Below are 11513 nucleotides of genomic sequence, written 5' to 3'. Positions count from 1 at the left end.
TCAACAAGCCAAATCTCGAACCTGCTGCTGGGTCGCCTGTAGCAGGATTTTATTTTTTTCTTGTATAGAGAAATAGTAATGTTAACTATTAATGCAATTGCACGTAAAGAGCAGGGTAAGGGTGCGAGCCGCCGCCTGCGCAGAGCAAACCAGCTTCCAGCTATCGTTTACGGTGGCAACCAAGAAGCTATCTCTGTTACTCTTAACCATGATGAAGTGATTAACCAAGAAGGCAAAGCAGAATTTTATGAAGTTCTGAGCCTGGTTATCGATGGTAAAGAAACTAAAGTCAAAGTTCAGGCAATTCAACGTCACCCATTCAAGCCAAAAGTGACGCACATTGACTTCCTGCGCGTTTAATTAAAGCCACAAGCCGAGCTTTAGAATTTATCGGGACGCCGAGTAAATAACGCCGCAATTGCGGCGTTATTTATTTTTAGCGGTTACCTTATTTGCCACTACGACGTTGCAGTTGATCCCGCAAATTTGGCGGAGTGCCTCGAATCGTTAATGTATCTGTGACTGGATCCCAAAAAATACGCTCTCCCATCAGTAATGCATCAAAACTGATCGTTATTCCACCACCACTACCAGAAAACTTGGTCAGTTGCTTTAACGTACCTCTATCTGCGGGAAAGCTATCTTCTAATTGATAATCATTTTGGCGAGCAAAATCACTGAAGCTTTGTTCCTCAACTACCGGCAGCTCATTCGATAGCGCTTGTAATTCAATTTCTTCCCCTGATTGCAACTGCTCAGTACAATAATTATGGACTTGCTGACGATACGCTTGACGCGTATTTTTATCCATCTGAGCATTATCACAAAAATCATCTAGCGCTTGTACTAAGCCTTTATTTTGAGCTTTTGCATTTAAACCTTCTGACGCCGCTAAAAAGTCCATAAAAAAGTCAGAGACTTTGCGCCCTACTCTCCCTTTTAAAAAGGTCAAGTAACGGGTTGACTCTGGGTTCGTTTCCCACTCAGTTAAATCAATACGCGCTACAATATCTGCATGAGGGATATCCAGATAATGTGTCGTCGATAAATCGAGGTTATCTGTCACGAACATACTGTCACAGCTGCTTAATACCGCGATTAATAAATATTCAACCGCGAGGTAGCGATATTGACAAAAGAGCACCACGCCCCCTTCAGCAAAGGGATATTTTGCCAATTCATCTTTTAAGCGCACGGTCATTGCACGGCTAAAACCGAGAAACTCCTCTTCACCTTTGCGCAATAATTTCAATGCGTCCGCCAGCTCACTCTCTTCGTTGAACTCGCCAAACGCTTTGCTCTTCGCACTGTATACTCGGTGTAATTCTGCCATCATGTCTTGCACAACGTTATCGGTTGACAACAGAGAATCACGTAACATCACTTCGAGTGTTTGTTCATCGCGTTTGATCAACTGATGTAAAGCTATCTGGGTAATTTCCAGACTCATTGTAGGCTCCTTGTTCAAGCAGAAATATTGTCGCGCGTATTCAAACACCGATGCTATTTATCTGCAACTGAAACCGTCATCTCTACCTATTTTTACTTAGCAAAATTGAACTAATACTCATTCAAATTATCTTAATAAGCATTATTCTCACTTGAATATAAATTTCTTGCGAAGAATGAAGAAAAACATCCCGCTATACGCTATCATAGGTGAGCTTTAACTAATTTAGGATGTCGAAATTTATGCCACAGTCATCTCGCTATAGTGATGAAAAAGTTGAAACTTTGCTTGCTGAACTTGTCAGCGTGTTAGAAAAAAACCATACTCCTGTAGATCTTTCACTTATGGTGTTAGGCAATATGGTGACCAATCTGCTTAATACGTCTGTTGCGCCAACTCAACGTAAAATGATTGCAGACTCTTTCGCCAACGCTTTGTTGTCTTCTGTTAAAGAAGATCAATCTCACTAAATAGACTAATGAAATAAACAGTATGGTGACCCAGCAGCGCTACCGTGACAAAGTCTCCCAAATGATAAGTTGGGGGCACTGGTTTGCACTTTTCAATATACTGCTTAGCCTCGGGCTAAGCAGTAGCTATCTGTTTATTTTCGATTGGCCTGATACGCTAGCTGGGCGTATTTTTGCCTTCGTCAGTTGGATTGGCCATTTTAGCTTTGTCGTTTTTGCTTGCTACTTGCTCATTGTCTTTCCTCTGACCTTTATTGTGATGTCTCAGCGGCTGCTGAGGCTGATTTGTGTTGCCCTTGCCACCGTTGGCACCACATTATTACTCTTTGATATTCGGGTATTTAGCCAATTTGGCCTACACCTAACGCCACAAGTTTGGGATCTTGTCATCAACCCTGACAAAGGTGAAATGGCTCGCGAGTGGCAACTCATGTTTATCACCATCCCAATCATCTTTCTCGTTCAAATGCTATTTGCAACGTGGAGTTGGCAAAAGTTACGCAGTTTAAACAGGCAAACTTTTGGTAAGCCACTTGCGGGGATATTTATTGCGACCTTTATTATGTCGCACCTAATGTATGCATGGTCTGATGCTAATTTCTATCGCCCCATTACCATGCAGCGCTATAATTACCCGCTGTCACAACCTATGACGGCAAGGAAACTGCTTGATAAATACGGTCTGCTGGACTTATCAGAACATCAAAATCGTGTTTTCCAACAAGGTAGCCCTACTGCACTAAAAATCCAGTATCCATTAAAACCGCTCAGCTACTATGACCAAGGTATGGGTTATAACTTGCTGTTAGTTGTTGTTGATGATTTAGGCAATAAAACACAGCAAAATAGCATGTCATCGCTGAAATCATTTAAAGAGATGAGTACCGAATTCACCAACCACTATACGACGGGTTTACGTAACGATACTGCTCTCTTTGGCCTATTTTATGGTATCTCATCCAGCTATTTTGATAATATTCTTAATGAGCGGTATGCCTCTGTGCTTATCCAAGCATTGCAGAAACAAGGGTATCAATTCGGCCTATTCTCTACCGATGGCTTTAATTCCCCGCTTTTCCGTCAAGCTATCTTGGCCGATTATTCATTACCTGCAAAAGCGGCTGATAGTGATGCACAAACAATTTCTCAGTGGGATTCCTGGTTAAAAGGTTTAAAAAATGAATCGCCTTGGTTCTCCTTCTTAAATATTAAAGGTAAACCGGGAAGTAACCAGACGGATCAACAAATCAATCAAGTAATAGAGTCACTGATACGTGATGGTCGCTTGAAAAATACGATTGTTATTATTACAGCGAATTATAATAATGCTGAACAATCTGACACGACAAACTGGTTTAGTAATAAACGTTTTGAGCGGGAAAAAATGCAGGTTCCACTGCTTATCTATTGGCCTAATACACCGAGTCAACAAATTGATAAGCTGACAAGCCACCAAGACGTATTGACGACGATTATGCAACGGTTACTGCATGTGTCTAACTCGCCTGAGGATTATAGCCAAGGGGAAGATTTATTTAGCCCAGAACGTAAATACCCGTGGGTTATTACCGGCGATGACAATGATGTAGTGATCACGACCAATAGTGCGACCCTATATATGGATCATAACGGTCAATTTAGTATCTATGACCTGCAAGGTCGAGAAGTTAAAGACCAAAAACCTGATCTTGCACAGTTATTGAAGATTTTCACAGAGCTTAAGCGTTTTAATGAAAATTAACGTTTAAAAATCAATCAGTCGTGCAATCAATGTCTTGCTTTCATGGGGAAAATGAGTAGTATTAATCGCAGTTCGGCATGTAGCGCAGCTTGGTAGCGCACCGTCATGGGGTGTCGGGGGTCGGAGGTTCAAATCCTCTCATGCCGACCAGAATTCCCTAAGAAAACCAACCTGTTATGGTTGGTTTTTTTGTATCTAAATTTTAAGCGGGGTAAAACAGGGGTAAAAGTTTGCTTTTAAAGTCTTCAAAGTCTGGCTGTATCTTTTCCCGCCAATAGAAATAGAGACGCAACTAAAAATATTCTTTTCATCATCAATACTTTTTAATTATCAATGAGTGAATATGAGTAAATAGTTGCAACAATAAAATGCAAAAAACCCTACCAGCTGGTAGGGTTGCAGATTGAGGCTACACCTTATGTGTAGCCTAATAACCTAACTCTATATCAATTACTTAATTTTTATCTTTATTTTCTATTGCTATCAGTTGCGGTTTCTCTTCTTCCGGCAATTCATACTCAATGGCCACCGTTAAAAGCCCTCTTGATAGATCCGCTTTTTCTATCCTTACATTTTTACCTAGGTCAAACTGCAACGTAAACTGACCGTAGGATATTCCACGGTGAAGCCACTTTTCGTTATCTTCCTGAGATTTTTCTTCTCGTTTCCCTTCTACCAATAATCGACCACCTTTTAATGAAACAGTTAAATCGCTTTCTTGGTATCCAGGAACACTAACCGTAAGCTCATAATGGCTATCATCAATCTGTTTCAGATCATAGGTCTGAACCGGTGATGCAATAGGCCTGCTTCCGGTGAGTTGGCTGAATAAACGGTCTATCTGATCAAACCGATTAGATAGTAAGCTATCAGAAATTGTTGGAAATAATGAAAAAGGTTTAATGTTAGCCATAATTCCTCCTTCAGTATTAATGAGATTAAGTGGATGTACCTATCACCCATAAATATACATAGGGACGACTCATCACTTTTCAACCCTGGCAGCTCAAATTTTATAGAAAAATTTATTTGTTATTATTATCAGTCGTTTAATCGTAGTCTCTTAACGTGAAGATACAGTACCTCCGCATACTGCTCTTGACCAGACTGGCTTAATGAATAACCGATTTTGAAAACAGTTGGATAATAATAATGCCCAATGCAATGAACCCTAGTCCAATTAATGCTGGAAGATCGAGTTTCTGTTTGTAAACAAAGAACGATAATACCGAAACAAGGAATATCCCAACTCCTGCCCATATCGCATATGCGATGCCAATATTCATACTTTTTACGACCTGCGATAAGCCATAAAAAGAGACGGCATAACCTACGATAACAATAATACTCGGCACCAAGCGGGTAAATCCATCAGACGCTTTCATCATGGTTGTCGCTGCTGTTTCAGCTAATATAGACACCATTAAGATTGCGTATACTTTCAGCATAAAGACCTCTTTGACTCATTTTGGAAGCTCATCGCTCCCTTGTTAAACAAAATAGATTATTGATTCATCATAATGCTATGACGTGCGCCGCCATGGTATGCGCTTGTACCACGGTATAGGCGCTGGATGGACGATAGCGCGTAATGCTCGTGCATAATCCATCATCAATCCTGGAGTCCAAGCCATCATCCGTGCGCGACGCCGTATCTGAGCGGCTATCCATAATTCAGGCATACAAAGTACACTTAATACTCCCAAAAAACTGCTTCTTTTCTGGATAGATAAAACCCCATCCAATGCAGCCTCTAACGCATACGCAACGCTGCTAGAGCAATTTTGATATGTCAGATTATAAACTGGGTGCTGCCGATATTTTTCCCAAAAAGTTATCAATGATGCTGGGTTATAAACCTCGAAAGTGATCCTCCTATCTGAATCACACCATTCTGAAGCTTCTGTTTGATAATCAGGTAAGAAACGCCCCGGCACATTATTAGCAGCCGTTGCCTTCAATATTCTAAAAAACTCTGAAGGAGAACGGTCAATATCTTCCGCTGGATATAAACTAATATAGATATAGGGATAAAGTTCTAATGCGGCATGCCCTGTTGAAATAACGCCATCGGCATCAACTGCGGCAATATAGCGATTAATAATTGGGCGTGGCACAGGACGCTGATTAGCAGAGCCTTCCGGTGTCCATATATGGACCGTTAAAACTGAGTTAGGATCTATTTTTTGCTTCAAAGTATCTGCCGTTGAAGCCGTCGTATTCGTTGCGGTAGCGCCTGTCTTTTTAAATGACATAGGCCTCGGACGCATAAGCTCAAATATTGCTGTTCCCCGCCGAATATAACGTGCGCGCAATGCAATTCGCAAACAACCTAAACCACTTCCTATCATTAAAAATCCGAGAAAAAAGGAGATAGTGGCTTGATGATGCGTAAACAGAAAGAATGCAAAAAATATTTCAATTCCTCCCCATATCATGACCAATTGCCATCCGGGGAAACGAACAACCCATGCAGACACGACAACAAATAAACCAGTAAAAAAGTAAGCAAAGCCAAACATTGCTGATAGCAGTACATTACTAAATTTTTGATTGATTAATATAACCAGTGCGCAAAACAGAAATAGACAACCTTTAAAAAAGAGTATTGCTTTTTGGGTACCAACCCCACTCGAAGCGACACTTAATGTCACCAAACTTTCTAGTAATAATAACAAACCAAAGAGATGTATCGGGAAGAAAGCATTCCCATCAAGGCCATCAATAAAAATAAAAATACCCATCAAACACCAAAGGCTCCCTATACCCCAAAGGTAATGAGCTTTTCCTCTGATGAACTCCGCACCAAAGAGTAATAATGCAATTTGTAGCATCACCTATCCCTTGTTATGACCTCAATTTCAAGAAACTTCACTTGAAATAAACCAATTACCAACAACCATCATGGGATCGCTGCTACCAAAAAATACACTGCCACGATCTTCTATCGTCCACCAGTGGCCATCGCTATCCGCAAAACGAAATAGTATTGTGGGAAGAACAGCATGATGCTGCTGTGAATACCAATGCTGATTAAGTTTTTCCTGATCCTCAGGATGAATGGCCTCGATAAGCTGCTTAATATTGGAACATGCAGTAATATCTGTATCAGGAATACCGTTATTTGAGTTTCCCCATTCAATCGTTCCATCGCTTAAATTCAGTTGATAAACAAGATGCTGTCGAGTATAGATGCCTTGATTTTCATCGATCCGTTGAGTGCTACGCGTCACAACGCGCAAAAATACCATTAATAGCGATATTACTGTCAAATAACCTTGAATAAGCCAAAGAGACTCATGACGAAACAAGCCGTGAAGATAAAAAGGCCCTTGTCGATTACTGGTATAATAGATAGTGATAGTGGCAAGCACTAATAATGCTAATGACCCCCCACGGTTCCCCCAGAGCAAGGATAAAATAACGGCAAATAAAACAGGGATACACAGCAAAGATAGCCGAATAAGATTACGTTGATGGTGGAAATAGGCGTTATACAGTTGTATTGCACTATCATTAAATATCAAGATAGTACTCATAATCAGTAAGCCAAGAACGACGACGCCCCAAATTAAATGCATCCGCAAATTAGTTATCGTTTTAAATCGGGTATTTATTAACCCCATAATCACTGTTGTAGCAAATATATTCCCCGTAATATCAGCAATAAATCCATCCCAAAAGATATTTTTAATCGAAGTATGATCCAACCAATACATGCTGACCGAAAACAATACCGCATCTAACAAACTGACAATGATGATGGTAAATAGCCATAGTAAGATAATATGCAAATCATCATCTTGATGGGCATATTTGCGTACAATCCAAGCAATAACAATGCAGGAAAGTACCCCTAAAATAGAGTAAAGAACTGAAATTAGAATAGCTTCACTATCAAAGCCATCTAAAAAAAGATTTAACACAATGAAGCCAAATAACAATATTGGCCATTGGCGTTTATGCATACATAGAAATGCCGTCGTTGCTACTCCGGCAGGAAACCAGACAACGGAAATTTCAGCGTTAGGTGGCGTGAGAATTTCTGAAATCTCACCTGTCACATAATAAAGCAACAGCCAGCCTATTATGGCAACGAATGGCATTTTCTGTGATAACAGAGATGTTTTCATATATTATCTCAGGCTCAGTAAAAGTTATCTCTGGTGTTTCTCAATAAAAAAAGAACAAATCCCCTTTTCGCTGGCAAAAAATAGCAAAATTAGAGCCTCAGGTATAGTAATTACACTGATTTATTATGTTCGATAGTATCTTAATCATACCTCACTTAATAACGAAATATCGCAAAAACTGCGCCGCGACAACGCACCTATCGTGCAAAGGTTTCCATCATAGTGCAATTTACTTAGAACAAATATACAACTATTTGATATAGTGAATATTATTTTTCTAGCCTGTTGAAGGTTTAGTCGATGTTACGTTACCCTGCTCATATTACACATATTCTCCGTCATGCATTTCGTTCACGGCCTCGCTTTATTATCTCTTTGCTTGTTGCATTGACTACCTTTTTCGCTCTGTTGCCATATCAAGGCACTATGATGTGTTTGATCCTAAGTTGGAACGCCTTTGCTTGGATCTATTTACTTTTTCTCTTTGCTCGAATTATTAATCATAAAGTCAAAGATATACGCAAAATAACCAGAGTTGAGGATGAAAGTGCGCGTATGGTTATATTTTTTCTCGTCGCGGGCTGTTGTGTCAGTTTATTGGTGTTATTTTTTGCGTTAGGGGGCCATGGCGATTTTTCGCAAGATGATAAATTTGTTTCTTATGCACTAACGGCTTCAACACTGATTTCTTCGTGGTTACTGCTTCCTACCGGCTTTACCATGCACTATGCACATTTGTATTACAGTAATTCAGATAAACAACAGCCATGGTTGCGGTTTCCTGATAAATTGCTTGAGCCGAGTTATTCCGATTTTATGTATTTCTCTTTTACTATTGCCGTCGCGTCACAAACAGCGGATGTTGAAGTTGCCTCAACTCCTATGCGTCGTGCGGTATTGCTACAGTCCGTTATTTCTTTTATTTTTAACATGGCAATCTTAGGGTTATGTATCAATATCTCGGCAAGTTTTTTCTAACGTTAATGAGGCTTATTTTCACGCCGTCTGAATCAGTTACACGCTAATAGCACAAAGACAGCGGCATGATAATTATTAAAAAGGAACAATGATTGGATTATTTTCGACTCGCCACACCACAAGATATCGAAGCACTGAAACACATTGATAGCGTAGCGACTGCTGAACGAGCCCAAAATATTCAGCAATGGGTTAATGAGAAGAATTGCTATCTCATCGAACACCAGAGCCAAATTATTGCCTATGGCGTTTTACATTACCGCTTTTTTGGATGTGGATTTATTGAAATGTTGATGGTTGATAGCGAATTTCGGCGACAAGGCATAGGCTCACAGTTAATAGAACAGCTTAAATTAACTTGTGTGACTCCAAAACTATTCACCTCAACCAATCAATCAAATGTTTCCATGCAAAGATTACTCGCGAATGCTCAGTTTATTCCGAGTGGAATAATAGAGAACCTTGACGAAGGCGATCCTGAATTGATCTATTTTTGCCGATGAACACCTTCTACCACTGAGCAAACATAATGTTTAATTTAAAACCTTATAACAAAGAAGCGTGCATCACTACATTTGTCAATTTTTCATTAAATTGCTGATAGGTTTGCGGATTTATCTTCGTTGGATAACTTAAAATTTCCAATTGATGTGGTGCATATTCAGGATGATAGCTTGGATGGGCATGTTGATATTCATTTTGCTTAAAGCCGCAATGGTGGTAAAAACGCAGCCTTTTCTCACTAATTTCATCGATAACAGGGTCGATTTCCAGAATAACCCGACTCACTTGTTCACAGAAGCCGCTTAGCACTTTTTGACCGTATCCCTTTCCCCGTAAATTAGGCGATATAGCAAGGTGTTCAATATAAAAATAATCACCAATTTTCCAACTTCCTACAAAACCAATAAAAACACCTTCATCAGAAAAAGAGTACAAATAATAATCTTTATGTTTAAGTATACTTTGTCGTCCTTGATAACTTCTTTTTTCATAAGCTGGGAATGACAAATCGTAGAGGCCATTGACCTTTTCTATTTCTATCGAATCTTTCTCTGTTAATCTCGTGACGGTCAGCATTAAACTAAAATCCATTATTTTACAAACAAACCCTGTTAGCATACCTATTATCTATTACTCGGCAACTGATTTTCACTTTCTCTTGGGGTAAGAAGCTAATATAATCATTTGTTTTTCATAGGTAAAAATAGATAATTACCTCTTCAGGATAACAATCCTTTGGTCTTTTAAAAAATATTATCATTCTGATATTGACTTTATCCCTCTCTCAATCTAAAAATACTGTATATGAATACAGTGTTAGGTAGAGGCGATTATGTTACGCATTGAGATTTTATTTGATAAAAATGCACCACAAAAACCTAGTGATATTATCTTGCAAGCACTTGAAACTGAAATTACTCGTAAACTTAGCCCACAATATCCAGACATGATAACGCGGGTTGCTTTTAGCTCTAGCCAGCGAATTAATATTTCAGGCACCAAACTTGCGCAAGATAAGGCTCGTATTGAAGAGATATTAGAGGAAATTTGGCTGGACGATGGCTGGATCCCTGAACAAAATTCAATGGATTAGGCATGTGGTCAATTAAAGGAATGTCTGGCTAAATTAGCTCAGCATTCCTTTGCCACTATCTAAAATAATACGTTTTAAAAAGTGTATTTTATTCCAGCTAAACCAACCCATCCTAAACGCTGCTCAGTAAGCGTGCTTTTCGCAGCATCTCCAACTAGGTAATAAGCACCAACGCCAGTATAAAGCGCGGTGTCTTCATTTAGGTTATAATTTAATATGGCACCACCGTGAATATCTTTAAAGCCACTTCCCGCGTCATATTCATTAAAGCGTGAGCGACTTGCCTGCTGTTTTGATACGCCAAAATAAGCTTGATTATAAGCTTTATTTCCCCAGACCGTCGCTAACGTATATTCAATATCCCACTTGCTATTTATTTGGTAATTACCAATACCACCGATTTCAACGTTCACTGTTCTACCAATATTTCGCCCCCCATAGTGGCGATCTTTGGTTGCCATGTCTGCTGAAACATAAAGTAGTTATTGATTGAGTAGTTGACTGTGGCTCCTACGGTCATTGAACCATCTAAATCGCCCATCCCTTTGAGATCTTCATTTTTATTGCCCAAAATCCCTATTTTTTCATCTCGTCCGGCATCATAGCCAATTCGGCTAGAAAACGTGAAGTTATCTGTTAAACCAATTGCCCATTCCGCCCCTTCTAATCCAATACTAAATACACCATAATCATCGGATATATAGCCATAGTTAATATCAACTGTCGGTGAAAATAGGTATTTATTGGATCCCTCATAAGCGGGCATTACTGAGCCACCAGCTCCTAATATCAGCATAGTTTCCCCTGCCATGACAGCACTATAGGGTAATAATGCCGCAACCAAGGTTACCGCTGAACACAATTGTTTCATTAGAAGTTTCCTATCTTATTTATTAATAAATTTTCTGCCTAATAAACGTTTTGATTTCCTTCATCGGATTAGTACCATTCTTTACTTCTTTAGTGATTTTCTCATTTGCAATGCAACTTTTTATTTTTGTACAAGCATGAATTTCGTTTATTGAAACCGCTGGAAATAAGCTTTCCTTCGGCAAATTAAAATTTTTCCCTATTAAAATCATTGAGATAAAAATAACCGTAACGAAAGCTGTGCTCTCAATAAGTTGTAATTTCATTTTAGTTA

General features: G+C 39.3%; 15 protein-coding genes and 1 tRNA gene. 7 read left to right on the top strand and 9 right to left on the bottom strand.

The features are described 5' to 3' along the window. Positions 1 to 78: 78 nt before the first annotated feature. A complete protein-coding gene (gene rplY / locus PSF11_RS04920; RefSeq protein ID WP_004920900.1) occupies positions 79 to 360 on the top strand; it encodes a 50S ribosomal protein L25 in 282 nt (93 codons plus the stop codon). A gap of 88 nt (positions 361 to 448) precedes the next feature. On the opposite strand, the gene yejK is transcribed toward rplY, so the two are convergent. After that, entirely contained in the window at positions 449 to 1450 is a 1002-nt protein-coding gene (gene yejK, locus PSF11_RS04915; RefSeq protein ID WP_004920902.1) for a nucleoid-associated protein YejK, read from the bottom strand. A 242-nt stretch (positions 1451 to 1692) separates the two neighbouring features. On the opposite strand from yejK, the gene PSF11_RS04910 reads away from it, so the two are divergent. The 3 genes from PSF11_RS04910 to PSF11_RS04900 all read left to right on the top strand — a co-directional run bounded on the left by PSF11_RS04910 (position 1693) and on the right by PSF11_RS04900 (position 3811). Continuing rightward, the gene (locus tag PSF11_RS04910; protein ID WP_014656193.1) at positions 1693 to 1920 is read left to right on the top strand and encodes a YejL family protein; all 228 of its coding nucleotides are present in this window, start codon (positions 1693 to 1695) and stop codon (positions 1918 to 1920) included. A 22-nt stretch (positions 1921 to 1942) separates the two neighbouring features. Further along, a complete protein-coding gene (gene yejM, locus PSF11_RS04905) occupies positions 1943 to 3661 on the top strand; it encodes an LPS biosynthesis-modulating metalloenzyme YejM (protein ID WP_004920906.1) in 1719 nt (572 codons plus the stop codon). A gap of 73 nt (positions 3662 to 3734) precedes the next feature. Continuing rightward, positions 3735 to 3811: transfer RNA gene (locus tag PSF11_RS04900), tRNA-Pro, on the top strand. 304 nt (positions 3812 to 4115) lie between these two features. Here PSF11_RS04900 and PSF11_RS04895 read toward each other — a convergent pair. From PSF11_RS04895 to PSF11_RS04880, 4 genes are all read right to left on the bottom strand, one after another. Further along, entirely contained in the window at positions 4116 to 4574 is a 459-nt protein-coding gene (locus PSF11_RS04895; RefSeq protein WP_004920908.1) for an Hsp20 family protein, read from the bottom strand. 199 nt (positions 4575 to 4773) lie between these two features. Then, positions 4774 to 5106: a DMT family transporter gene (locus tag PSF11_RS04890; RefSeq protein ID WP_376738364.1), complete on the bottom strand. Its 333-nt coding sequence runs from the start codon at positions 5104 to 5106 to the stop codon at positions 4774 to 4776. Between the two features lie 78 nt (positions 5107 to 5184). Further along, a complete protein-coding gene (locus PSF11_RS04885) occupies positions 5185 to 6495 on the bottom strand; it encodes an HdeD family acid-resistance protein (protein ID WP_060561096.1) in 1311 nt (436 codons plus the stop codon). Between the two features lie 27 nt (positions 6496 to 6522). Then, the gene (locus PSF11_RS04880) at positions 6523 to 7794 is read right to left on the bottom strand and encodes an MASE1 domain-containing protein (protein ID WP_060561097.1); all 1272 of its coding nucleotides are present in this window, start codon (positions 7792 to 7794) and stop codon (positions 6523 to 6525) included. 300 nt (positions 7795 to 8094) lie between these two features. Here PSF11_RS04880 and PSF11_RS04875 point away from each other — a divergent pair, with 300 nt between their 5' ends. Both PSF11_RS04875 and PSF11_RS04870 read left to right on the top strand, forming a co-directional pair. After that, complete coding sequence (locus PSF11_RS04875) at positions 8095 to 8772, top strand: DUF1345 domain-containing protein (protein WP_014656196.1); 678 nt, start codon at positions 8095 to 8097, stop codon at positions 8770 to 8772. A gap of 92 nt (positions 8773 to 8864) precedes the next feature. Then, positions 8865 to 9275, top strand: a complete 411-nt coding sequence (locus tag PSF11_RS04870) for a GNAT family N-acetyltransferase (RefSeq protein ID WP_072502369.1) — start codon at positions 8865 to 8867, stop codon at positions 9273 to 9275. 43 nt (positions 9276 to 9318) lie between these two features. On the opposite strand, the gene PSF11_RS04865 is transcribed toward PSF11_RS04870, so the two are convergent. Then, positions 9319 to 9867: a GNAT family N-acetyltransferase gene (locus PSF11_RS04865; protein ID WP_164457019.1), complete on the bottom strand. Its 549-nt coding sequence runs from the start codon at positions 9865 to 9867 to the stop codon at positions 9319 to 9321. Between the two features lie 241 nt (positions 9868 to 10108). Between PSF11_RS04865 and PSF11_RS04860 the strand changes: the two genes are divergently transcribed. Next, a complete protein-coding gene (locus tag PSF11_RS04860) occupies positions 10109 to 10369 on the top strand; it encodes a DinI-like family protein (RefSeq protein ID WP_004920922.1) in 261 nt (86 codons plus the stop codon). A gap of 74 nt (positions 10370 to 10443) precedes the next feature. Here the strand turns inward: PSF11_RS04860 and PSF11_RS04855 are convergent, their stop codons facing one another. The 3 genes from PSF11_RS04855 to PSF11_RS04845 are packed head-to-tail and all read right to left on the bottom strand — an operon-like array spanning position 10444 to position 11505. Beyond that, on the bottom strand, positions 10444 to 10782 hold the full coding sequence (locus tag PSF11_RS04855) for a MipA/OmpV family protein (RefSeq protein WP_272682744.1): 339 nt from the start codon (positions 10780 to 10782) through the stop codon (positions 10444 to 10446). Beyond that, positions 10779 to 11240 carry a MipA/OmpV family protein gene (locus tag PSF11_RS04850; protein WP_272682743.1) on the bottom strand — a complete coding sequence of 154 codons (462 nt, stop codon included), beginning with the start codon at positions 11238 to 11240 and terminating at the stop codon, positions 10779 to 10781. The genes PSF11_RS04855 and PSF11_RS04850 overlap by 4 nt, the downstream gene beginning before the upstream one ends. Before the next feature lie 22 nt (positions 11241 to 11262). Continuing rightward, positions 11263 to 11505 carry a hypothetical protein gene (locus tag PSF11_RS04845; RefSeq protein ID WP_072502370.1) on the bottom strand — a complete coding sequence of 81 codons (243 nt, stop codon included), beginning with the start codon at positions 11503 to 11505 and terminating at the stop codon, positions 11263 to 11265. Positions 11506 to 11513 lie beyond the last annotated feature (8 nt).

It is taken from the genome of Providencia sp. PROV119 (assembly GCF_028482435.1).
Classification (GTDB): domain Bacteria; phylum Pseudomonadota; class Gammaproteobacteria; order Enterobacterales; family Enterobacteriaceae; genus Providencia; species Providencia stuartii.
This window is presented reverse-complemented; position numbering and strand designations above follow the sequence as displayed.

Excerpts from the sequence above, each read along its gene's own strand:
- PSF11_RS04910 (WP_014656193.1), top strand. The coding sequence starts at position 1,693 with ATGCCACAGTCATCTCGCTATAGTGATGAAAAAGTTGAAACTTTGCTT.
- yejM (WP_004920906.1), top strand. The coding sequence starts at position 1,943 with ATGGTGACCCAGCAGCGCTACCGTGACAAAGTCTCCCAAATGATAAGT.
- PSF11_RS04880 (WP_060561097.1), bottom strand. The coding sequence starts at position 7,794 with ATGAAAACATCTCTGTTATCACAGAAAATGCCATTCGTTGCCATAATA.
- PSF11_RS04865 (WP_164457019.1), bottom strand. The coding sequence starts at position 9,867 with ATGGATTTTAGTTTAATGCTGACCGTCACGAGATTAACAGAGAAAGAT.
- PSF11_RS04845 (WP_072502370.1), bottom strand. The coding sequence starts at position 11,505 with ATGAAATTACAACTTATTGAGAGCACAGCTTTCGTTACGGTTATTTTT.
- rplY (WP_004920900.1), top strand. The coding sequence starts at position 79 with ATGTTAACTATTAATGCAATTGCACGTAAAGAGCAGGGTAAGGGTGCG.
- PSF11_RS04875 (WP_014656196.1), top strand. The coding sequence starts at position 8,095 with ATGTTACGTTACCCTGCTCATATTACACATATTCTCCGTCATGCATTT.
- yejK (WP_004920902.1), bottom strand. The coding sequence starts at position 1,450 with ATGAGTCTGGAAATTACCCAGATAGCTTTACATCAGTTGATCAAACGC.
- PSF11_RS04850 (WP_272682743.1), bottom strand. The coding sequence starts at position 11,240 with ATGAAACAATTGTGTTCAGCGGTAACCTTGGTTGCGGCATTATTACCC.
- PSF11_RS04885 (WP_060561096.1), bottom strand. The coding sequence starts at position 6,495 with ATGCTACAAATTGCATTATTACTCTTTGGTGCGGAGTTCATCAGAGGA.
- PSF11_RS04860 (WP_004920922.1), top strand. The coding sequence starts at position 10,109 with ATGTTACGCATTGAGATTTTATTTGATAAAAATGCACCACAAAAACCT.
- PSF11_RS04895 (WP_004920908.1), bottom strand. The coding sequence starts at position 4,574 with ATGGCTAACATTAAACCTTTTTCATTATTTCCAACAATTTCTGATAGC.